Origin of the sequence: Microbacterium meiriae, from assembly GCF_032364335.1 — a bacterium.
Taxonomy (GTDB): Bacteria; Actinomycetota; Actinomycetes; order Actinomycetales; family Microbacteriaceae; genus Microbacterium; species Microbacterium meiriae.
Window position 1 is genome coordinate 309,576 of record NZ_CP133984.1, and the last position, 21,195, is coordinate 330,770.

At 70.8% G+C, this 21,195-nt stretch carries 21 protein-coding genes; 14 read left to right on the plus strand and 7 right to left on the minus strand.

The features are described from left to right. Positions 1–27: 27 nt before the first annotated feature. From RI211_RS01455 to RI211_RS01470, 4 genes are all read left to right on the plus strand, one after another. Positions 28–807 carry a glucose 1-dehydrogenase gene (locus RI211_RS01455; RefSeq protein ID WP_315638183.1) on the plus strand — a complete coding sequence of 260 codons (780 nt, stop codon included), beginning with the start codon at positions 28–30 and terminating at the stop codon, positions 805–807. A 19-nt stretch (positions 808–826) separates the two neighbouring features. Further along, positions 827–2,320 (plus strand): aldehyde dehydrogenase family protein, encoded by a 1,494-nt coding sequence (locus RI211_RS01460; RefSeq protein ID WP_315638182.1) that lies wholly within the window; start codon positions 827–829, stop codon positions 2,318–2,320. Positions 2,321–2,401: 81 nt separating this feature from the next. After that, the gene (locus RI211_RS01465; RefSeq protein ID WP_315638181.1) at positions 2,402–3,427 is read left to right on the plus strand and encodes a LacI family DNA-binding transcriptional regulator; all 1,026 of its coding nucleotides are present in this window, start codon (positions 2,402–2,404) and stop codon (positions 3,425–3,427) included. Between the two features lie 64 nt (positions 3,428–3,491). Beyond that, positions 3,492–3,881 carry a VOC family protein gene (locus RI211_RS01470; protein ID WP_315638180.1) on the plus strand — a complete coding sequence of 130 codons (390 nt, stop codon included), beginning with the start codon at positions 3,492–3,494 and terminating at the stop codon, positions 3,879–3,881. A gap of 15 nt (positions 3,882–3,896) precedes the next feature. On the opposite strand, the gene RI211_RS01475 is transcribed toward RI211_RS01470, so the two are convergent. The 7 genes from RI211_RS01475 to RI211_RS01505 form a co-directional block, all read right to left on the minus strand. Continuing rightward, positions 3,897–6,527, minus strand: a complete 2,631-nt coding sequence (locus tag RI211_RS01475) for a DEAD/DEAH box helicase (protein ID WP_315638179.1) — start codon at positions 6,525–6,527, stop codon at positions 3,897–3,899. A gap of 24 nt (positions 6,528–6,551) precedes the next feature. After that, positions 6,552–7,052 carry a roadblock/LC7 domain-containing protein gene (locus RI211_RS01480; protein WP_187663025.1) on the minus strand — a complete coding sequence of 167 codons (501 nt, stop codon included), beginning with the start codon at positions 7,050–7,052 and terminating at the stop codon, positions 6,552–6,554. Continuing rightward, a complete protein-coding gene (locus RI211_RS01485) occupies positions 7,049–7,612 on the minus strand; it encodes a hypothetical protein (protein WP_315638178.1) in 564 nt (187 codons plus the stop codon). The genes RI211_RS01480 and RI211_RS01485 overlap by 4 nt, the downstream gene beginning before the upstream one ends. A gap of 68 nt (positions 7,613–7,680) precedes the next feature. Next, a complete protein-coding gene (locus tag RI211_RS01490; protein ID WP_187663027.1) occupies positions 7,681–8,052 on the minus strand; it encodes a roadblock/LC7 domain-containing protein in 372 nt (123 codons plus the stop codon). A 110-nt stretch (positions 8,053–8,162) separates the two neighbouring features. After that, positions 8,163–8,876: a purine-nucleoside phosphorylase gene (deoD, locus tag RI211_RS01495; protein ID WP_315638177.1), complete on the minus strand. Its 714-nt coding sequence runs from the start codon at positions 8,874–8,876 to the stop codon at positions 8,163–8,165. A gap of 13 nt (positions 8,877–8,889) precedes the next feature. After that, entirely contained in the window at positions 8,890–9,549 is a 660-nt protein-coding gene (locus tag RI211_RS01500; protein WP_292794062.1) for a DNA alkylation repair protein, read from the minus strand. 101 nt (positions 9,550–9,650) lie between these two features. Next, positions 9,651–10,688: an FUSC family protein gene (locus tag RI211_RS01505; protein WP_315638176.1), complete on the minus strand. Its 1,038-nt coding sequence runs from the start codon at positions 10,686–10,688 to the stop codon at positions 9,651–9,653. Positions 10,689–10,789: 101 nt separating this feature from the next. On the opposite strand from RI211_RS01505, the gene RI211_RS01510 reads away from it, so the two are divergent. From RI211_RS01510 to RI211_RS01555, 10 genes are all read left to right on the plus strand, one after another. Then, on the plus strand, positions 10,790–11,245 hold the full coding sequence (locus RI211_RS01510) for an SRPBCC family protein (protein WP_187663031.1): 456 nt from the start codon (positions 10,790–10,792) through the stop codon (positions 11,243–11,245). Between the two features lie 94 nt (positions 11,246–11,339). After that, the gene (locus tag RI211_RS01515; RefSeq protein ID WP_315638175.1) at positions 11,340–12,425 is read left to right on the plus strand and encodes a DUF998 domain-containing protein; all 1,086 of its coding nucleotides are present in this window, start codon (positions 11,340–11,342) and stop codon (positions 12,423–12,425) included. A 132-nt stretch (positions 12,426–12,557) separates the two neighbouring features. Further along, the gene (locus tag RI211_RS01520) at positions 12,558–12,776 is read left to right on the plus strand and encodes a hypothetical protein (RefSeq protein ID WP_187663032.1); all 219 of its coding nucleotides are present in this window, start codon (positions 12,558–12,560) and stop codon (positions 12,774–12,776) included. A gap of 65 nt (positions 12,777–12,841) precedes the next feature. After that, on the plus strand, positions 12,842–15,706 hold the full coding sequence (locus RI211_RS01525) for a helix-turn-helix transcriptional regulator (protein WP_315638174.1): 2,865 nt from the start codon (positions 12,842–12,844) through the stop codon (positions 15,704–15,706). Positions 15,707–15,779: 73 nt separating this feature from the next. Further along, a complete protein-coding gene (locus RI211_RS01530; RefSeq protein ID WP_025104028.1) occupies positions 15,780–15,983 on the plus strand; it encodes a cold-shock protein in 204 nt (67 codons plus the stop codon). 234 nt (positions 15,984–16,217) lie between these two features. After that, entirely contained in the window at positions 16,218–17,243 is a 1,026-nt protein-coding gene (locus RI211_RS01535) for an iron-siderophore ABC transporter substrate-binding protein (protein ID WP_315638173.1), read from the plus strand. A gap of 32 nt (positions 17,244–17,275) precedes the next feature. Then, positions 17,276–18,319, plus strand: a complete 1,044-nt coding sequence (locus tag RI211_RS01540) for a FecCD family ABC transporter permease (RefSeq protein WP_315638172.1) — start codon at positions 17,276–17,278, stop codon at positions 18,317–18,319. Continuing rightward, on the plus strand, positions 18,316–19,389 hold the full coding sequence (locus RI211_RS01545; protein ID WP_315638171.1) for a FecCD family ABC transporter permease: 1,074 nt from the start codon (positions 18,316–18,318) through the stop codon (positions 19,387–19,389). The genes RI211_RS01540 and RI211_RS01545 overlap by 4 nt, the downstream gene beginning before the upstream one ends. After that, entirely contained in the window at positions 19,386–20,186 is an 801-nt protein-coding gene (locus RI211_RS01550; protein ID WP_136051913.1) for an ABC transporter ATP-binding protein, read from the plus strand. Before RI211_RS01545 ends, RI211_RS01550 begins: the two co-directional genes overlap by 4 nt. After that, positions 20,176–21,132 (plus strand): siderophore-interacting protein, encoded by a 957-nt coding sequence (locus RI211_RS01555; protein ID WP_315638170.1) that lies wholly within the window; start codon positions 20,176–20,178, stop codon positions 21,130–21,132. Before RI211_RS01550 ends, RI211_RS01555 begins: the two co-directional genes overlap by 11 nt. Positions 21,133–21,195: the final 63 nt, after the last annotated feature.

Sequence of the window (21,195 nt, forward strand, 5' to 3'; positions counted from 1 at the left end):
CCCAGGACCTTCAGAAAGGGAACCCACATGTCGTCTCTCGACAGCAAGATCGCACTCATCACCGGAGCCGCCTCCGGCATGGGCCGCGCCATGGCCCACGGCTACGCGGCGGAGGGCGCGCATGTCGTCATCGCCGACCTTAATCTCGACGGCGCCGAGACCGTCGTGCGCGAGATCCACGAGGCGGGAGGGCAGGCATCCGCCCGCGCGCTCAACGTGGCCGACCCCGCGGCGTCCGCGGCGCTGGTCGACGGAATCGTGGCCGATCACGGCCGGCTCGACATTCTCGTCAACAATGCGGGGATCGGGCTCATCAAGGCCGTCTGGGACACTACGCCCGAGGAGTGGGACCGCATCTTCGCGGTGAACGTGAAGGGACTGTTCTTCCTCTCGCAGGCGGCCGCCGAGCCGATGCGCCGCCAGGGCAGCGGCAAGATCATCAACATGGCCTCGGTCGCCGGACGCCGCGGCGAGGCGCTCGTCACCGCGTACTGCGCCTCGAAGGCCACGGTGATCTCCATCACCCAGTCGGTCGCGCTCGCGCTGGCGCCGCACGGCGTGAACGTCAATGCGATCGCGCCCGGCGTCGTCGACACCCCGTACTGGAAGGAGGTCGACAAGCAGTTCGGCGCGATCACCGGTAAGGCCGAGGGGGAGACCTTCCAGGGCATCGGCGAGACCATCCCGCTGGGGCGCACCTCCGTCCCGTCCGACATCGTGCCGATGGCGATCTTCCTCGCCGGCCCCGGATCCGACTACATCACCGGCCAGACGTTCAACGTCGAGGGCGGGACCTACTTCAATTGATCAGGCACGAGGAGCACGCATGACCATCACCACCGCACATCCGATCCTCGGCGAGGGCTGCCTCCTCGGGGAGAAGCCCCGAATGCTCGTCGGCGGCAGCTGGCGCTCCGCCGCGGCCACTCGTCCCGTGACCAACCCCGCGACGGGTGCCGTCTTCGCCGAGGTACCCTCGGCGGATGCGAGCCACGTCGACGAGGCCGTCGCCGCCGCCGTGGGCGCACAGCGCGAGTGGGCGCGCCGCCCCGTCGCGGAGCGCGCCGCGGTGCTCGCCGAGGTCATCCGCCTCGTGGAGCAGAACGCCGAGGAGCTCGCCGCTCTCGTCGTCGCCGAGCAGGGCAAGACCATCACCGAGGCGCGCGGCGAGATCCAGGGGGTCGTCGCCTTCTTCGACTTCGCGCTCAGCCAGAAGTACCGCACGGAGGGTGAAGTCGTCACCCCGTCGGCGGCGCAACGGCAGCTGATCGTGAGGGAAGAGCCCCTCGGCGTCGTCGTCGCCATCATCCCGTGGAACTTCCCGGCCGCGATCTTCGCGCGCAAGGTGGCGCCGGCTCTGATGACGGGGAACGCCATCATCGTGAAGCCCAGTGACGTGACGCCGCTCTCCTCCCTCGCGCTCGGCCGTATCTGCCAGCAGGCGGGGGTGCCGGACGGGCTGCTGAGTGTGCTCACGGGTCGTGGAAGCGTTGTCGGGACAGCGCTGATCGACCACCCGGAGACGGCGATGATTACGGTGACCGGGTCGACGAGAGCCGGGATCGACATCCTCGAGCGCGCTGCGAAGAAGGTCATCCCGGTCTCGCTCGAGCTCGGGGGCAAGGCTCCCTTCATCGTGTTCGGCGACGCGGATCTGCCGCGCGCCGTGGAGGATGCGTTCGAGGCCCGGTTCATGAACTGCGGACAGGTGTGCACGTGCAACGAGCGCACCTACGTCCACCGCTCCGTCTTCGACGCGTTCGTCGCACAGCTCGTGGAAAAGGTGCGCGGGCTGCGCGTGGGCGACCCGATGGACGACGAGTCCCAGATGGGGCCGAAGGTCTCGGGCGAGGAGTGGTCGAAGGTCGACGAGATGGTACGAGCCGCCGTCGCCGCAGGTGCGCAGGTCGAGGTCGGCGGCGGTCGGCCCGAGGGCATGGACGAGGACCCCGGTTTCTGGTTCGCGCCGACCGTGCTGACGGGGGTCTCGAACGACATGGACATCGTGCAGCAGGAGGTCTTCGGGCCCGTGCTGCCGATCGTGCCTTTCGACGACTATGAGGAAGTCATCCAGTTCGCCAATTCCACGCCGTACGGGCTGACCGCCTACGTCTACACCACAGACATCCGTACCGCCATGCAGGCCACGGACGATCTGGCCTTCGGGGAGGTGTACGTCAACCGCGTCGGGCCGGAGGAGGTCGCCGGCTTCCACACCGGGTGGAAGATGTCCGGCCTCGGAGGCGATGACGGGCATCACGGGTTCGAGCGCTATACCCAGCGTAAGACCGTGTACGTGGACTACAGCCGAGACAGTTGACTCCGCCGGTTGCGCTGACACCGGTGCGTCGGGGGACGAGGCGTCTCGTTCCCCGACGCACCCTGCATGAGAAGATGGCGCGTGCCTGATTCATCCCCGAGCCGTGGACGGGTCCGACTGATCGACGTCGCGAACCTCGCCGGCGTGACGAAGTCCGTCGCGTCGAGGATTCTCAGCCGTGACGAGACGCTCAACGTGCGCCCGAGCACTCGCGAGCGGGTGTTGGAGGCGGCTGAGCGGCTGCAATACGCCCCGCACGCCGGGGCCCGCGCTCTTGCGGCCTCGACGACGGGCGCTCTCTCGCTTCTCATCCCCGATCTCACGAACCCGGTGTACGCCAGGATCGCGCGCGGCGCTTACCAGCGGGCCCACGAGCTCGGCTACGTGGTGCTGCTGGCCGAGGACACCGAGGAGACGGATGCCGGCACCGACTTCACCGACCTGGTCGCGGCGGGTCGCGTCGACGGGCTCCTCATCGCCAGCGCGCGACGCAATCATCCACTGGTCGAATCCGGTCGCCTCGCCGCCATCCCGCACGTGTTCGTCAACCGGACTGTGCCGGAGTCCGGTCGTAACGTGACCGTCGATCTGCGGCTCGCCAGCAGCGTCGCGTTCCAGTACTTGCACCGACTCGGACATCGCCGAATGGCCCACATCTCCGGCCCCGGAGATCTGAGCCCCGCCCGCGAGCGCGAACGCGGATTCTCCGCCGCGGCGGAACAGGCGGGTGCTCCGCCGCCGCTGGTCGTGCACGCGGATTTCTCGGAGGCCGGCGGGTACGGCGCCGTAGAGCAGATCCTGGAGGAGCGCCCCGACGTCACGGCGATCTATGCGGGGACCCTCCCGCAGTCGATCGGGGCGATGAAGGCGCTGCACGTTCGTGGCCGACGCGTTCCGGACGAGGTCTCGCTGCTCTCTGCCGATGACCTCCCGATGGCGGGGTACTTCACACCGGCGCTCACAGCACTCGAGCTGCCGCTGCAGGAACTGGGTACGGCGGCCGTCGACGAGCTCGTGCACCAGCTGCAAGGGCAGCCGGCTCGCGACGTCACGCTCAGCGCGCGGATCCGGATTATCGAACGCGGCTCGGTGTCGGCCGCGCCCTGACCGCCTCGGCGCCCGTCCGACGGCCCCTCTCGACATCTGCCTGGGAGAGGCGGATGCTGGGGGCATGGCAGCCTTCACAGCGGAGAACGCGTTCAGCGGTTTCAGCGTCGACGACATCGACGCGGCGAAAGAGTTCTACGGCACGACCCTCGGGCTCGACGTCGAGGTCAACGCGATGGGGTTCCTCGATCTGCGCCTGCCCCGCGGCGGGTCGATCCTCGTCTACGCGAAACCGAACCACACCCCGGCGAGCTTCACGATCCTGAACTTCCCGGTGGAGGACGTCGACGCCGCGGTCGAGGAGCTCAACGAGCGCGGCGTGCAGACGAAGATCTACGGCGACGACGAGTTCCCGTCGGACTCCCGCGGCATCGTCCGCGGGAACGGGCAGGGGCCGGACATCGCGTGGTTCCGCGACCCGGCGGGGAACGTGCTCGCGGTCATGCAGGCCTGACGGGGCCCGCATCGCTCACAGCCGGTCGACCGCCGTCACCGTGACGACCGCCTCGCCCGCCTCGTCGGACGCGGCGAGGTCGACGGTGGCGCTGATGCCCCAGTCGTGGTCGCCGGCAGGGTCGTCGATGATCTGCCGCGCCGACCACGCGGTCGGACCCTCGGTGAGCAGCAGCATGCGGGAGCTGCGGGCGTCCGGTCCGGTGCCGATGTCGTCGTGCTCGGCGAAGTACGCATCCAGCGCGTCCGACCAGGCGGCGGCGCCGAACGACGGGTCGAGCTCGGCCAGCGCATCCACGTCCTCACGCGCGGCGAGCTGCACGCGCCGGAAGAGTTCGTTGCGGACGAGCGTGCGGAAGGCGCGGGTGTTGCTCGTGAGGCGCTTCGGTGCGGGCGGGACGATCGGCTCGTCGGTCTCGCCGCGGGCGGCGGTCCCTGCGGTCAGCTCGCTCCACTCGTCGAGCAGGCTGGAGTCGATCTGGCGCACGAGCTCGCCGAGCCAGGCGATGAGGTCGTGGAGGTCCTCGTCCTTCCGCTCCTCGGGAATCGTCTGGGAGGCGGCGCGGTACGCGTCCGACAGGTACCGCAGGACGACGCCCTCGGAGCGGGCGATCTTGTAGAACGCGACGTACTCGCCGAACGACATGGCCCGCTCGTACATGTCACGGACGACGGACTTCGGGTGCAGGGCGAAGTCCCGGATCCACGGTTGCGCAGCGCTGAAGGTCTCGAAGGCCGCGTCGAGGAGCTCCTCCAGGGGCTTCGGGTACGTGATCCCTTCGAGGAGCTCCATGCGCTCGTCGTACTCGATGCCCTCGCGCTTCATCGCGGCGACCGCCTCGCCCCGCGCGAGGAACTCCTGCTGGCTGAGCACGGCGCGCGGATCGTCCAGCGTCGCCTCGACGATCGAGATCATGTCCAGCGCGTACGACCTCGTCCCCACCTGGGTCCCTGAGCCCGTCGAAGGGTGGGTCCCTGAGCCTTCCTGGGTCCCTGAGCCTGTCGAAGGGCGGGTCCCTGAGCCTTCCTGGGTCCCTGAGCCTGTCGAAGGGTCCAGCAGATCGAACGCCGCGAGGGCGAAGGGGGACAGCGGCTGGTTGAGCGCGAAGTTGGGCTGCAGGTCGACCGTGAGCCTGACCCCCTTCGGTGCTCCGGGCACGCCCGTGTCGAACGTCTCCACGACGCCCGATTCCCGGAGCGTCCGGAAGATCGCGAGGGCGCGGAGGGCGAGCGCACGCTGCCGGGCGCGCGGCTCATGGTTGTCGAAGACGAGCCGGCGGACGTTCCCGAACACATCATCGCCCCGGGCGATGACGTTGAGCAGCATCGCGCTGGTGATCTGCATGTGCGAGGTCAGGGTCTCCGGCGTCGCATCGATGAGCTTCCGGAACGACGGCTCTCCCCACGACACGAACCCGTCCGGGGCCTTCTTGCGGATGATCTTCCGCTTCTTCTTCGGGTCGTCGCCGGCCTTGCGGATCGCGGCGAGGTTCTCGGTCTCGTGCTCCGGGGCCTGGGCGACGACGGTACCAGCGGTGTCGTAGCCCGCGCGTCCGGCCCGGCCCGCGATCTGGTGGAACTCCCGCGCGTTGAGCTGGCGCATCCGCGTGCCGTCGAACTTCGTCAGCGCGGTGAGCAGCACGGTCCGGATGGGGACGTTGATGCCCACGCCCAGGGTGTCGGTGCCGCAGATGACCCGGAGGAGACCGCGCTGGGCGAGCTGTTCCACGAGTCGGCGGTACTTGGGCAGCATGCCGGCGTGGTGCACGCCGATGCCGGCCCGGAGGAAGCGGGAGAGCGTCTTGCCGAACGCCGTCGTGAAGCGGAAGCCGCCGATGAGGGCGGCGATCTCGTCCCGCTGCTCACGCGTCGCGACCTTCGTGCTCGACAGGGCCTGGGCCCGCTCCATGGCGGCCGCCTGCGAGAAGTGCACGATGTAGACCGGGGCCTGTCCCGTGTTCAGCAGGTCGTCGATGGTCTCGTGGATGGGCGTCGTCTCGTAGAAGAAGTGCAGCGGGACCGGGCGCTCCACTCCGGTGACCGAGGCGGTCTCCCGTCCTGTGCGACGCGTCAGGTCGGCGGCGAGGGTGGTGACGTCGCCGAGGGTGGCGGACATCAGCACGAACTGGGCCTGGGGGAGCTCGAGGAGCGGCACCTGCCAGGCCCACCCGCGGTCCGGGTCGCCGTAGAAGTGGAACTCGTCCATGACGACGAGGCCCACGTCGGCGGCATCACCCTGCCGCAGGGCCAGGTTCGCGAGGATCTCGGCGGTGCAGCAGATGATGGGGGCGTCCGCGTTCACGGCGGAGTCTCCCGTCACCATCCCCACGTTCTCGGCGCCGAACACCTCTGCCAGCGCGAAGAACTTCTCGCTGACGAGGGCCTTGATCGGCGCCGTGTAGTAGCTGCGGCGGCCGCCGACCATCGCCGCGAAGTGGGCTCCGACCGCGACGAGCGACTTTCCGGTGCCCGTCGGCGTGGACAGGATGACGTTCGCGCCGGAGACGATCTCGATGAGCGCCTCGTCCTGCGCGGGGTAGAGGCGGATGCCGGTCGACTCCGCCCATTCCACGAACGTCAGGTAGACCGCGTCGGGGTCCGCCGCGTCGGGAACGAGAGAGGGTTCGAGCCGCGGCGTGGGATTCATGGTGCTTCGATCATCCCATCTGCGTCATGTCGCCGATCCCGTGACCCCGAGCGCGGTGAGCAGCTCGTACGCCGTGGAGCGCGCGTGCACGATCACGGTCCCGAGCTGCGACGACGAGGCCGACACCGAGAGCAGGAGCTGGCCATACGGCGCGAGGATGAAGCTCAGCAGGGCCATCTGGTTCTCTCCGATGGACAGCGACACGATGGCCGACAGGGTTGGCTCCGTCCCGCCGGCGATGATCTCGGCTTCGGCCCGCGCGACCCCGAACAGGGAGCCGTTCATCGCCGCGAGCTGCTCGCCGCCGTCCTGGTCGACGCCGAGCGAGGCGATGTGTAGGCCGTCGGCCGTGCCGAGGACCGCGGTCGTCAGCTCCGGGAAGCGCTCCTCCAACTGCTGCAGACGGGTCTGCGCCGACGGGCCGACGATGCGCGACCACAGGGCCCAGTTGCCGGCGACGTCGGGGTGCATGCGGGACGGATCGGGCGTCGCGGCGGCGTCGTGCCGCCGGGCGGGTCCGGTCATGGCTTCTCCTCCGGAAGATCGAGAGCGGCGCCGGCGACACGCATCACGCTGTCGCGGTCGCGCGCGTCGGCCGCGAGGACGCGCGAGGCGGGGATGCCGTGTCGCGCGAGAGTGGCGGCGAGCGCGCGCCGGATATCGCCGATCGCTCGTCCGGCGGTGTGGCTGACGGCGATCACGACGCGATGCTCCTCGCCCGCGAAGACGTCCAGCCACTCCTCGGCGTCGACGACGAGGGTGTCGCGGTCGCCGCGCAGCCAGAGCAGCACCCGGGTGCCCGGGATCGAGACGCGCTGCCGTGCCGACGCGAAGCGCTGCTGCCCCGGGATGCCGATGAGCGCGATGGAGACCTCGGGCGTCGGCCGCCAGGTCCCGTAGTCGAGCCCGACCGTCGTGGTGGTCTTGCCGTCACCGCTCGCGAACGACATCGGCACGTCGGTGTCCACCGGCGCGACGTCGCTCAGAGCGCGGACCGCGGTCGTCTTGCCCGCGCCCACCGGACCGGCGAAGATCACCCGGTACCGCTGAGGCAGGTCGGTCCGTCGGCGCCGGGGGCGCCTCATCGTCCGCTCCCCGGGACCGGTCTTTCGCTGTCGCCCTCTCCCGAGGCCGCTCCCCACGGCCTCATGGATCACGCGCCGAGGGCGGCGACCCGGCGGTTCACCGAGGAGCGCAGCAGGGCGAGGTTCGTGGCCTGCCGATCGGCGGCCAGGTAGATGAACAGATCGTCGTCGAGCATCTTGAGCAGGTGCAGCTGCGTGTTCAGCGTCAGCAGCATGTCCTCGAGCTCGCCATCGATGCCGAGGGCATCGATCGTGCGCTTCTTGTTCTTCACGATCTCGCTGTTGAACGCGCTCGCGACCTCGAGGTCGAAGTCCGGACGGACGGAGCTCGAGGCGAGCGGCAGCCCTGATTCGAGGTCGACGATCGACGCCCCGATGAATCCGTTGATGTCGCGCTCGATGTCCGCCAGAAGCGTGTTGAGCTGATCTTGCGTGGCCATGGTTCTCCCCAGTCGTCTTCATCGCGCGCAGCAGCGACCGCCCTGTGCGGTCGTCCCCGGCGCCGCGCGACCTGTGAAGTGTATAACGTTACTCGACGAGGGGGCCAGTCTCAGACCGAGGTCGCTGCGCGGAGGGCGATGCGGACCATGTCGCCGAACGTCTGCTCGCGCTCCTGGGTCGTGGTCTCCTCGCCGGTGACGATGTGGTCGCTGACCGTGCAGATCGCGAGGGCGCGGCGCCCGTGGAACGCGGCGAGCGTGTAGAGCCCTGCCGCTTCCATCTCGACGCCGAGGATGCCGTGCCGCACGAAGGGCTCCGTGAGCTCCGGCCGGGTGCTGTAGAACTGGTCGCTCGAGAACAGCGGTCCCACGTGCACCGTGGACGACACCGGCTCCGACTCGCTCGCCTCCACCGCCGCGCGCAGCAGGGCGAAGTCGGCGAGCGGGGCGTAGTCGAGGCCGTGGAAGCGCACGCGGTTGATCCCGGAGTCGGTGCTCGCGCCGTTGGCGATGATGATGTCGCGGACCGCGAGCTTCTCGGTCAGCGCGCCGCAGGATCCGACCCGGACGATCGTCTGCACGTCGTACTCCGTGAACAGTTCCGTCGCGTAGATCGCCATCGACGGCTGCCCCATCCCCGAGCCCTGGACGGAGACCCGATGCCCCTCCCAGGTGCCGGTGAAGCCCAGCATGCCGCGCGTCTCCGAGTACAGCTCGGCGTCGTCGAGGAAGGTCTCGGCGATCCACTTCGCCCGCAGCGGATCGCCGGGGAACAGGACGACGGGGGCGATCTGACCGGGTTCCGCGGCGATGTGCGTGCTCATCCGCTCAGCGTACTCAGCCCTCGCGACGCCGGACGATCTCCCCGATCCAGAGGGGCGCGAAGGGCGAGGTGCAGCCGGGGGCGGTGGGGTAGTCGGCCAACACCTGGAGCCGTTCTCCGATCTCCACCGCCCGTCCCCGCAGGTCCGGATGGAAGATGCCGATGTTCGCGAGGGTCTCGTTCATGGCCCACTGCAGGCGCGGCGGGGCCTGCTGCAGGTCGCGGTCGATCAGGTCGAGCAGGTGCGGCAGGTCGAGACCGTCGGCGTCCTTCGTCACCCGGACCGTCGTCAGCGACCACGCGGCGGACGCGACGGTGGGATCCGCGTCGTCGAACCAGCGCCGGCGCAGCTCCTCGGCGAGGGGCGACTTCTTGAGCACGTAGTTCACGAACCAGTCGTTCACCTTGGGGGGCCTCGTCTCGCGCAGCATCGTGTCGAGCTCGTCGGCGGTGAAGTCGGCCGGACGGCACACGAGCAGGGCCAGAAGCCGGGCGGACGTCTCGCCGGTCGCCCACAGCTCCCGCGCCAGGGCCTGGTCCGTCTTGATGCGCTTCGCGAGGGCGCGCATGCGGCTCAGGTTGATGCCGTGGTCGTCGCCGCGCTTCTCGTTCGCCGCGCGCTGCTTCGGGTCCTCCAGCGCCGCGAGCTCCGCCAGCGCCTCCTCGACTGTCATCCCGCCAGGGTAACCCCGCCGACCCACCCCTTTCGGTGCGTCCCGGCCCGCTGCGGACGCACAGAGGGGGCCGGGAGGGGCGAAAGGGGGTGGGTCGGCGCTCAGTCCTCGTCGAGGAGCTCGCCGCGGATGCGACGGAGGTCTTCCATGAGGGAGCCGATGAGGATCCAGTGCTGCGAGGACGGCGGACGGATCACGAGGGGAGCGGTCAGCGCGGGGATGGCGGAGGTCAGCGGTTCGGGCTCTGCGGCGGGAGCCGTCGTCTGCACCGCGAGACGCACGTCGTGCCCGGCCCGGCGGAGCTGCTCGGCGATCGCGGCCACCGCGGGCTCTTCGCCGAGCCGGTCGTCGTAGTGGTCGAAGTAGGCGCGGGTCATGCCGATGGTCTGCGTGACGATGGGCGAGAGCCGGTCGAGCAGCGCCCTCAGCTCCTGCAGGTCGGCGCGGTGGGTCGAGCGCCGGGGGTTCAGCGTGAGCGACTCCTCCCCGGCGGCGATCGCGGCTTCGGCGGCGTCCTTCATGGGTCGCAGCAGCCGCACCTCGAGCATGAGCTCCTGCAGCCGCGCCGGAGTCTGCGGGGCGGGCAGGGCGTCCGCGAGGCGGTCGAGGCTCGCGGCGAGCTCCCGTCCGAGCAGCCCCACATCCCGCCGCGCCGGCTCGACGAGCACCGGCGGCACGATCAGCGCATTCACGACGATGCCGATCACCACCCCGATGAGGGTCTCCCCGATCCGAGCGACCGCGTACTCCGGACTCGACGACCCGAGCGCCAGCACGAGCATCGCCGAGATCGCGACCTGGTTGCCGGTGCCGGGGGACGCCCGGAAGATCCATGCCACGAGCATCGCGACGACGATCGCGAGCAGCACGATCCAGCTCGGCGAGCCGAGGAGCAGGCCGAGGCCGACGGCGATCACCACGCCGACGATCACGCCGATGCTGCGCTCCAGCGCCTTCGACAGCGACTGGTTGACGCTGGGCTGGACGACCAGCAGCGCGGCGATCGCGGCGAACACCGGCAGCTGCCCGGGGAAGATCAAGCCCGCGATCAGCCACGCGGCGATGGTCGCCGCGGCCGACTTCACCACCTGCAGCAGGGGGGAGCGCTGGGAGGCGCGGATCGCGGCGGGGATGCGCATGACCTCCACGGTAGTCGCGCCGATGTCAACCCCATCGCCGATCTCGCCCGCAGCGGGCTGAATGGAAGCACACGAACGACGAACAAGTGAGGAGCATCCCCATGGTGCAGATCATCGAGACCATCGACGTCGACGTTCCCGTCCGCACGGCGTACAACCAGTGGACGCAGTTCGAGAGCTTCCCGAAGTTCCTCGACGAGGTCGTCTCCATCACGCAGATCGACGCGACCCACACGCACTGGAAGGTGAACGTGGGGGGCGCGGAGCGTGAGTTCGACGCCGAGATCACCGAGCAGCACCCGGATGAGCGCGTCGCGTGGAACAGCGTCGGCGGCGAGACCGAGCACGCGGGCGTCGTGACGTTCCACAAGATCGACGAGAACACCACGCGTGTGACCGTCCAGCTCGACTGGGCGCCGGAGGGACTGCTGGAGAAGGTCGGTGCCCTGGTCGGCGCCGGATCCCACGCGGTGAAGAAGGACCTGAAGAACTTCAAGGAGTTCATCGAGGGCCGTGGCGTCGAGACCGGCGCCTGGCGCGGTGACGTGGACGCCTGACGCATCCTCTTCGAGGCCCGGACCGCTGCGCGCGGCCCGGGCCTCGTCGCGTGTGAGGGCTGCGGGCGTCGGAGGGGCGTGCTTGCATGGGCGCATGGACACGAGGGAGCGTCTGCGCGGTGAGGGGCGTGCCGTGCTCGCGACCGTGGTCTGCTTCGTCGGGGGAGCTCTCGCTGGGGCGTTGCTCCTCGCCGGCCCGCCGCGGCCGCTGACGGGTGAGGGAGGACTGGCGCTGCCCGCTGCGGGGGTCGCCGGCGGTGTCGCGGCCCTGGCCTTCGTCGTCAGCACTCTCCTGCACCGTCGCGATGAGGCAGCCGCGATGCCGCGCTGGCAACGGGTCGTGTCGCGCCTCTCGGCCGCCGCCCTCACCGTCGCGTTCGGGGCGGTGACGGCGATGGGTGTGCTGCTCACGGCCGAGGTGCTCGCGGCGGGCCTGTGCGGCCTCGCGCTCGGAGCCATCGGCGGCGGGCTGCTCACGGGAGTCGCGGCCGCGGTCGGCGGACGACTCGCCTTCGGTGCGGGAATCGGGCTCCGGACCGCGGACCTCGCCGGGCTCCTGTTCGGGTTCCTCGTGATCGGCACGCTGTTCGCGATGGTGACCGCCGTCGACCCCCGGTGGTGGGAGGAGAACTTCTCGCAGCTCGGGGTGGGGTGGGCGTTCAACGGCACCCTCGTCGTCGCCGGGCTGCTGATCGCCACCGTCGGCTCGTACATCGGTCGCGATCTGCATCGGCTGCTCGGGGACCACGCGCTGTCCCGGATCGCGACCGTGGTCGTGCTGTGGGCGGCCGGACTCGCTCTCGCCGCGGTCGGGCTCCTGCCGCTGTATCGAGCCCCCGTGCCGCACGACATCGCAGCCGTCGCGGCGCTGCTCCTCTTCCTCGGGGCTGCCGCGGCGACGACTTTGATCGTCCCCGGTCGGCCCCTGGCCCTCGTGGTGACCTCCGTCGCCGTCGGGGTGCTCGTGGTCGGGGCCGTGCTGCTGTGGCGGCCGCTCGGCTTCTTCCCGGTGACCGCGGTGGAGGCGGTCGTCGTCGGGCTCGGACTGCTGTGGATGACGACGCTCGTGCGGGTGCTCGCGATCCTCGTGCCGGAGGGGGCTCGTCCGTCCACGCGGCGCTCGCTCTGGGAGGGCAGGCGTTCGCGCGGGCTCAGGCGGGTGGGTGGACCAGGAGCCTGATGCGGCGCGGGAGCCTGCGTCGGCGTAGGGAGGTCGGTGGGGAGAGGGCGCGGAAGATAGGGCATCCGTCCGATGTCGAGGGGGCACCTCAGAGCGGAGTGTAGGGATACACCGAACCGTCGAGGAGACATCATGTTCGAGCACCCCTCCCTCATCCATCAGGTCACCGTCTTCGAGCAGGAGCAGATCGAGCGCGCGGTCGCCCGTCGCCGGATGCTCATCGAGCACGCGGACCAGATCGTGCCGCGTCCTGCGGGTCCGCTGCGCCGGCTGCTGCGCCTCGGACGCGGGCGAGCGTCGGCGCCGCAGGCTCCGCGCACAGCGGCGTGCGATCCGGCCGTCGCCCGATGACGGACGGCGTCGTCCTGTCCTTCCCCGGCCCTCCGGATGTCCGCGGGCAGTGGCACGATGGGTCCATGGCCCCAGCCCCCACCGCCGCGATGGTCGGGCGTGATGCCGAGCTCGCCGGGATGCGGCGCCTGTTCGACGGCGTGCGCCAGGGTGTGCCCGCCGCGCTGCTCGTGGAGGGCGAGGCGGGGATCGGCAAGTCCCGCCTGGTGCGGGAGTTCGGCGCCGAGATCGCGAACGCGGCCGACGTGCACGGGGGCTGGTGTCTCGACCTCGGCACCTCCCGCGCCCCGTTCGGCCCGCTCGCCGGCATCCTCCGCTCGATCGTGGAGCGGCTGGGCGCGGAGCGTGTGCGCGAGGCGGTCGGCGTGGGCGTCGAGGCTCTCGGCATGCTGCTGCCCGAACTCATCGACGCGCCCGCGGCCCGCGACCGCACGAGTCCCGAACGCCTGCGCGATGCCATCGCATCTCTCATCGAGGCCGCGACGGAGACGGCGCCGCAGGTCATCGTCGTCGAAGACCTGCACTGGGCCGACGACTCGACCCTCGCGATCCTCTCCTTCCTGCTGCGCACGCTCGACCGCGGCCGCCTCCTGCTGCTCATCACCTGCCGCACCGACGATGTGCGCCGAGGCGACGCGGTGAGCCGGTTCATCGGCGAGGCCACGAGGGCGCGGCTGCTCGAACGGATGACCGTGCCGCGCCTCGACGATCATGCGGTCGGCGAGCTGGTCGCACAGATCACGGGACGCGCGCCGACCGCGACGGCGCTGGAGCGGCTGCAGGTGCGCGCGGAGGGCGTCCCCTTCTTCGTCGAGGAGATCGCCGGGTGCGCCCAGGGTCCCCTGCCGGAGAGCCTGCGCGACCTGCTGCTCGCCCGCTTCGACCGCCTGGGCGACGACGCGCGCCGGGTGGTGCAGGTGATGTCCGGCGCCGAGCGGCCGCTCACGGATCCGCTGCTGCTGCGCCTCGTCGAACTTCCGGAAGATCGTGTCGAAGATGCCGTCCGTGAGGCCGTGCGCAGCGGCATCATCGTCGTCAGCGAGGACGACTACCGGTTCCGCCACGCTCTGCTGCGGGAGGCCGTGCACGGCGATCTGCTCCCCGGCGAGAGGGCGCGGCTGCACCGGGCCTACGCCGAGGCGTTGGAGGAGGGCGGGGGCGACGACGCGGCGGCGTCGGCCTACCACTGGCAGCTCGCGCAGGACGATCGTCGTGCGATCGCGGCCGCCGCCGACGCCATGCGGCAGGCGAAGGCCCAGTACGCCTTCGCCAGCGCGGCGCGGTTCGGCGAGCTCGTCCTCGAGCTCTGGCCGCTCGTGCCGGACGCGGCGGAGGCGACGGGCTTCGCGCGTCTCGACCTCCTCCACGTGCTCGGGTCGGTCCTGCGCAACGCCGGCGACGGGGAGCGCGCGCTCGCGGTCGCCAACGTCGCGCTGAGCGAGGTCGACGCGGCGACGGTCGACCCGCGACTGCACGCCCGGCTGCTGCGCAACAAGGCGCTGTACCTCGTCAACCTCGGGCGTCTCGGAGCCGTCCCGTTGCTTCAGGAGGCGCTGGCGCTCGCCGAGCGGGTCGACGACGACGTGTTCCGTGCGGAACTGCTGAATCAGCTCGCGAGTCGTCGCATGATCGCGGGTGACCGGGAGGAGGCCATCCGCCTCGCCGACGAGGCGGAGCGCCGGGCGGCGGGCGCCCCGACGACGGACCAGCTCTCGATCGCCGCGAACGTCCGTGGCGGGTCGCTGGCGCACCTCGGACGGGTCGCGGAGGGGGTGCGCGAGTACCGACGGGCACGCGACCTCGCCGCCGGATCGACGGCCGAGATGCGTTACCGCGTCAACTACTCCGACCTGCTGACGCTGCTGGGCCGCTACCGGGAGGCGGTCGCCGTCGCGGAGGAGGGTCTGCGGCGAGCCCGTGAGCTCCGCGTCGAGCGCACCTCGGGCTCGATCATGGCGCAGAACATGATCGTGCCGCTGCTGGAGCTCGGGGAGATCGACCAGGTCGAGGACATGCTGGCCCGCGATTTCCTGCAGGGCACGCTGCGGGTGTTCCGGATGTACGTGAGCATGACCCGGGTGCGGGTGCTCGCCTGGCGGGGCCGGGCCGCGGAAGCCGCGGAGACCCTGCGGGAGTGGCTGCCGGCGTTCGAGGAGACGGGGGTCTCGGAGCGGCAGATCTGGTACGACCGGATCACGATGCAGGTCGCCGTCGCCGAGAGTCAGGGCGACCTCCGCGGAGCGCTCGACGTGATCCTGGCGATGCTGGAGGACGAGCGTCCGGCGTTGCTGCATCAGCGGCGGCTGCTCCTGGAGGCGGGGGCCCTCGTGACGGCGCTGCGTGCGGGCGGCGCGGACGTCGAGGCGGCGGCCGCGGCGGTGCGGACGGCCTGGGAGGCGCAGCCGCCGGAACTCCAGGACGACGCGTGGTCGACGGTGCTGCACGCCCTTCTCGAACCGGAGCCGGCGGTGGTCGACGAGGCGCTGGTGTGTGCGGACGGGGACGACGTTCCGGTGACGTTCCGGGTGGTGCTCCGGCTCGAGCGGGCCCGGCTGCACGTCGCCGCGGGAGAGCGCGCCGAGGCGGCTGCCGTGCTGGCCGCGGCGACGGCGATCGCTGAGCGACTCGGCCACGTGCCGCTGCAGAAGGCACTGACACGGTTCGGCGATGCGTCCGGGGTGCGTCCGTCCGGACCCCGCGAGGCTGACGCGGAGCAGCTGACGGCCAGGGAGCGGCAGGTGCTCGCCCTGATCGCTGAGGGCCTGAGCAACCGCCAGATCGGGGAGCGCCTGTTCATCAGTGTGAAGACCGTCAGCGTGCACGTCTCGGCGGTGCTGCGCAAACTCGGTGTCAGCACGCGCACCGAGGCGGCGCTCGCCCATCGCACGGCCGAAGAGGCGGCATCCGGTCAGTCGGCCGTGGTAGCGTGACCGAGCATGCATGTCGGATCATCGGCATGATGCAGGCCGCTCGAGCGGCCGGTCAACAGAAAGTAGAAAACACATGGCCACTGGCACTGTGAAATGGTTCAACGCAGAGAAGGGCTTCGGCTTCATCGCTCCCGATGACGGCACCGAAGACCTCTTCGCCCACTACTCGGCTATCGCCGGCTCCGGTTTCAAGGAGCTCCGCGAGAACCAGAAGGTCGAATTCGACGCTGAGCGTGGCCCCAAGGGCATGCAGGCGGCGAACATCCGCGCTCTCTGAGCGTGCGCTGACTTCCTGAAGCCGGCCGGATCCGTACGGGTCCGGCCGGCTTTTTCGTTGCCCCGACACCTTCGAATCGCCCACTTTGCGGTATCCGGGCGCCGGATGGGACAAGGTGGGCGATTCGAAACGGGAGTGAGGCAGCCCTAACCTCCGTGTTAGATTAGGCGAGGCTTACCAAAGGCCGGACGCTCTCGCGTCGACACCCCATCTCCCATCCCGAAGGGAACGCCTGTGCGCACCTCTCGACTCCTCGCCCTCGGCGCGGCCGCCGCGCTCGCCGTGACGCTGTCCGCCTGCTCGTCCTCCGCGCCGGAGTCGACCGCGACCACCGGGGGCAACCCGGCCTCGGACGACGCGTTCCCCGTCACCATCGAGCACGTCTACGGCGAGACGACCATCGACGAGAAGCCCGAGCGCGTGGCCACCATCGCGTGGGCGAACCACGAGGTGCCGCTGGCCCTCGGCATCGTCCCGGTCGGCATGAGCAAGGCCACCTGGGGCGACGACGACGACAACGGCATCCTCCCCTGGGTCGAGGAGAAGCTCGACGAGCTCGGTGGCGAGACCCCGGTGCTCTTCGACGAGACCGACGGCATCGACTACGAGGCCGTGGCCGACACCGAGCCCGACGTCATCCTCGCCGCCTACTCCGGCCTCACGCAGGAGGAGTACGACACGCTCTCCAAGATCGCCCCGGTCGTCGCCTACCCCGACGTCGCGTGGGGCACGTCCGTCGACGACATGGTCGAGATGAACTCCAAGGCCCTGGGGCTCGAGGCTGAGGGCGAGGCCCTGATCGAGGACCTGCACGCCGACGCCGACGCCGCCCTCGCGGCCAACAGCGCGCTCGAGGGCAAGAAGGTCATCTTCGCGTTCTTCGACCCGAGTGACCTGAGCGTCATCACCTACTACACCGCGGCCGACACGCGCCCCGGCTACCTGCACGATCTCGGCCTGCCGTTCCCCGCGATCGTGGAGGAGAACAAGGACAGCGAGCAGTTCTACCTCGAGGTGAGCGCCGAGGAGGCGCAGAAGTTCGACGACGTCGACGTGCTCGTGACCTACGGCGACGACTCCACCCTCGCCACGCTGCAGGCCGACCCGCTGCTGTCGAAGATCCCGGCCATCGCGGAGGGCCGCGTCGCCATCCTTCCCGACGCCACGCCCATCGCCGCGTCGGCGAACCCGTCGGCGCTGTCGATCCCGTGGGGTCTCGAGGACTACCTGGCCATCCTCGCCGCGCCGCTCGCGAAGTAAGCTCCGCGTCCGCCCCCCAGCGGAGAGTCGTCGTGATCTCAGCACCCGTCCTCGCGCCGGACGCCGCCACCCTGCGGCGTCCGGCGGTGGTACGCACCCTCTGGATGCTCGCCGGGGTCGGTGTGATCCTCGTGCTCGTCGTGCTCTCGGTGTCGTTCGGGGTGCGGGCGGTCACCCTCGACGACATCCTCGCGGCGCTCTCCGGCCAGACCGACACCATCGCTCAGGCCGCGGTCGTCAAGCGCATCCCTCGCACGGTACTCGCGCTCCTCGTGGGGGCGGCCCTCGCCCTCGCGGGAGCGACGATGCAGGCCGTCACCCGCAACCCCGTCGCCGACCCCGGCATCCTGGGGGTCTCGAACGGCGCCTCGTTCGCGGTCGTCCTCGGCATCGCGTTCTTAGGGCTCAGCAATCCCTACGGGCAGATGGCCTTCGCGATCGTGGGCGCCGCGGCGGCCGCCGTGTTCGTCTACACCGTCGGCTCCCTCGGCCGTGGCGGGGCGACCCCGCTCAAGCTGGCCCTCGCGGGGGCGGCGACCTCCGCCGCGTTCGCCTCGCTCATCAGCGCGGTCATGCTGCCGCGGGTCGACCTGCTGCAGACGTTCCAGTCGTGGCAGATCGGCGGCGTCGGCGGGGCGGAGTGGCCGCGGATCGCGATCACCGCCCCGGTCCTCGCGGTCGGCGCCCTCATCTGCTTCCTGTGCGCACGGGGCATGAACTCCCTCGCCCTCGGCGACGACATGGCCAAGGGTCTCGGCGAGCACGTGCTACGCACCCGGATGCTGTCGGCCCTCGGTGCGGTCATCCTGGCCGGCGCGGCGACAGCGATCGCAGGGCCGATCGGGTTCGTCGGGCTCATCGTCCCCCACATGTGCCGGATGCTCGTGGGCACAGACCACCGCTGGCTGCTGCCGTTCTCGGCCCTCGCCGGCGCCGCGCTGCTCACCGCGAGCGACATCGTCGGACGCGTGATCTCGCCGTCGTCCGAGGAGATCCAGGTGGGTATCATCACGGCGATCATCGGGGCGCCGTTCTTCATCTGGATCGTCCGCCGACAGAAGGTGCGGGAGCTGTGAGCACGACCGAGCACACCCTCGTCCGCGGCGACGAGTCCGCCGCCGCCCGCACCGCGCGCATCATCGCCGGCCGCCGGGCACGCCACCGCCGTCACGCGGTGGTGACCCTCGCGCTCGGGGTCGTCGTGGTCGTGCTCTTCACGGTGGCGCTCATGGTCGGCAACACGTTCTACCCGCTCGACGAGGTCGTCCGCGTGATCCTCGGCGAGACGGTGCCCGGCGCCTCGTTCACGGTCGGCGACCTGCGCCTGCCGCGCGCCGTCCTCGCCGTCCTCACCGGCCTCGCGTTCGGTATGGCGGGCGTGACGTTCCAGACCATGCTGCGCAACCCGCTCGCCTCGCCGGACATCATCGGCATCTCGAACGGGGCCGGCGCCGCCGCGGTGTTCGGCATCGTCGTGCTCTCGCTCAACGGCCCCGCCGTCTCACTGCTCGCGCTCGTCGGTGCCCTCGTCACCGCGCTGGCGATCTACCTCCTCGCCATCAAGGGCGGCTTCGCGGGCACCCGCCTCATCCTCATCGGGATCGGCGTCGCGGCGATGCTGCAGAGCGTCATCTCCTACCTGCTGTCCCGGGCCGCGAACTGGGACATCCAGACCGCGATGCAGTGGCTCACCGGCAGCCTCAACAACGCGTCGTGGGAGCGGGTGCTGCCGATGGCGATCGCCGCCGCGATCCTCGTGCCGCTGCTGCTCTCGCAGGGCCGGGCGCTGGGCACGCTCCAGCTCGGGGACGAGTCCGCCGCGGGGCTCGGCGTGCGGGTCACCGCCACGCGCCTCGTCTTCATCCTCGGCGCCGTGGCCCTCCTCGCCTTCGCGACCGCCGCCACCGGGCCGATCGCGTTCCTCGCGTTCATGGCGGGACCCATCGCCGCGCGGCTCACCGGTCCCGGTGCCACGCTGCTGCTGCCCAGCGGCCTCGTCGGCGCGGTGCTCGTGCTCGGCGGCGACCTCATCGCCCAGTTCGCGCTCGGCGCGCGGTACCCGGTCGGCGTGGTCACCGGCGTCGTCGGCGCGCCGTACCTCATCTACCTGCTCATCCGCACCAACCGCACCGGAGGCTCGCTGTGACCGCCGCCCACCGCCTGTCCGCCGAGGGGGTCACCCTCTCCTACGGCGACCGCACCGTGGTCGAGGGCCTCGACCTGCAGATCGCGCCGGGGAAGATCACCACGATCGTCGGCGCCAACGGCTGCGGCAAGTCGACGCTGCTGCGCGCCCTCGCCCGCCTGTTGTCGCCGGGGGACGGGGAGGTCGTGCTCGACGGGAAGTCCATCCACGCCCGCCCCACGAAGGAGGTCGCGCGCATCCTCGGCCTGCTGCCGCAGTCGCCCGTGGCCCCCGAGGGCATCGCCGTCGCCGACCTCGTCGGTCGCGGACGTCATCCCCACCAGCGGGCGCTGTCGCGGTGGAGCGCGCACGACTACGAGGTCGTCGCCGACGCCCTGGACGCGACCGGGATCAGCGACCTCGCCGACCGCAGCGTGGACGAGCTCTCCGGCGGTCAGAGGCAGCGCGTCTGGATCGCGATGGCCCTCGCGCAGGAGACCGACATCCTGCTGCTGGACGAGCCGACGACGTTCCTCGACGTCGCCCACCAGGTCGAGGTGCTCGACCTGCTCACCGACCTCAGCGTCGCCCGCGGCACCACGATCGTCATGGTGCTGCACGACCTCAACCTCGCGGCGCGCTACGCCGACGAGCTGGTCGCCATGAAGGACGGTCGCGTGCACGCGATCGGCGCCCCGCAGGAGATCGTCACCGCCGAACTCGTGCAGGAGGTCTTCGGCCTCCCCAACCAGATCACCATCGACCCGGTCTCCGGCAAGCCGATGGTCACCCCCATCGGAAGGCATCATGTCCGCTGAATCCACCACGACCGAGCGCCCGACCTACATCCTCACCCGCGCCGAGGTGCGCGGCGTCGACCGCGTCTCCCCGTCGTTTGTGCGGGTGACGCTCGGCGGCGAGGAGCTCAGCGAGCTGGGGACGCCGGGGGAGGTGTACGACAGCCGGGTCAAACTCGTCTTCCCGCCCGCGTCCGGCGTGCTCGCCGAGATCGACCGGTCGACGTACGACTGGTGGGGCTCGTACCTGTCCGTCCCGGAGGAGGAGCGCGGCTCGATGCGCACCTACTCCGTGCGCGAGCTGCGGGTCGACGACGACGGCCGCACCGAGGTCGACATCGACTTCGTGCTGCACCTGGAGCCGGGGCTCACCGGTCCGGCCTCGCGGTGGGCGAGCACCGCCGCGGTGGGTCAGGAGCTGTGGCTGGTCGGCCCGCGCCGCGGCGTCGTCGCGCACGGCGGCGCGGAGTACGCGCCGGGGGCGGCGACCTCGGTGGTCCTCGTCGGCGATGAGACCGCGGCCCCCGCCATCGCCCGCATCCTGGAGGACGCCCCGCGTGACCTCCGCGGCGTCGCGTTCATCGAGGTGCCGTCGCCCGCCGACGTGCTCGCGATCGACGTGCCGGCCGGGGTCGACGTGCACTGGCTCCCGCGCGACATCGGCGAGCCGCACGGCCTTCGCCTCATCCCCGCGGTGCTCGAGTATCTGGGGGACGACGACGCCGGGGACGAGATCCGCGTCACCGACATCGAGGGGGAGGACCTCCTGTGGGAGACCCCCGAGTACTCGAGCCTGGGGGAGGAGATCCCCCGTGAGGACGACCGCGCCGGCCGCTACTTCTGGATCGCGGGCGAGAGCGGTGTCGTGACGACGCTGCGTCGGCACCTCGTGAAGGACCTCGGCGTCGACCGCGCACAGGTCGCGTTCATGGGCTACTGGCGCCGCGGCGTCGCGATGCGAGGCTGACCGCCGCTTCGAATCGCCCGAATGGCCCCATCTCCGGAGGAAATGGGGCCATTCGGGCGATTC

Coding starts and splice junctions, on each gene's coding strand:
- RI211_RS01490 (WP_187663027.1), bottom strand. CDS start 8,052: ATGGCCACGCAAGATCAGCTCAACACGCTTCTGGCGGACATCGAGCGC.
- RI211_RS01455 (WP_315638183.1), top strand. CDS start 28: ATGTCGTCTCTCGACAGCAAGATCGCACTCATCACCGGAGCCGCCTCC.
- RI211_RS01530 (WP_025104028.1), top strand. CDS start 15,780: ATGGCCACTGGCACTGTGAAATGGTTCAACGCAGAGAAGGGCTTCGGC.
- RI211_RS01470 (WP_315638180.1), top strand. CDS start 3,492: ATGGCAGCCTTCACAGCGGAGAACGCGTTCAGCGGTTTCAGCGTCGAC.
- deoD (WP_315638177.1), bottom strand. CDS start 8,876: ATGAGCACGCACATCGCCGCGGAACCCGGTCAGATCGCCCCCGTCGTC.
- RI211_RS01480 (WP_187663025.1), bottom strand. CDS start 7,052: ATGACCGGACCCGCCCGGCGGCACGACGCCGCCGCGACGCCCGATCCG.
- RI211_RS01485 (WP_315638178.1), bottom strand. CDS start 7,612: ATGAGGCGCCCCCGGCGCCGACGGACCGACCTGCCTCAGCGGTACCGG.
- RI211_RS01505 (WP_315638176.1), bottom strand. CDS start 10,688: ATGCGCATCCCCGCCGCGATCCGCGCCTCCCAGCGCTCCCCCCTGCTG.
- RI211_RS01510 (WP_187663031.1), top strand. CDS start 10,790: ATGGTGCAGATCATCGAGACCATCGACGTCGACGTTCCCGTCCGCACG.
- RI211_RS01475 (WP_315638179.1), bottom strand. CDS start 6,527: ATGAATCCCACGCCGCGGCTCGAACCCTCTCTCGTTCCCGACGCGGCG.
- RI211_RS01500 (WP_292794062.1), bottom strand. CDS start 9,549: ATGACAGTCGAGGAGGCGCTGGCGGAGCTCGCGGCGCTGGAGGACCCG.
- RI211_RS01555 (WP_315638170.1), top strand. CDS start 20,176: ATGTCCGCTGAATCCACCACGACCGAGCGCCCGACCTACATCCTCACC.
- RI211_RS01525 (WP_315638174.1), top strand. CDS start 12,842: ATGGCCCCAGCCCCCACCGCCGCGATGGTCGGGCGTGATGCCGAGCTC.
- RI211_RS01460 (WP_315638182.1), top strand. CDS start 827: ATGACCATCACCACCGCACATCCGATCCTCGGCGAGGGCTGCCTCCTC.
- RI211_RS01520 (WP_187663032.1), top strand. CDS start 12,558: ATGTTCGAGCACCCCTCCCTCATCCATCAGGTCACCGTCTTCGAGCAG.
- RI211_RS01515 (WP_315638175.1), top strand. CDS start 11,340: ATGGACACGAGGGAGCGTCTGCGCGGTGAGGGGCGTGCCGTGCTCGCG.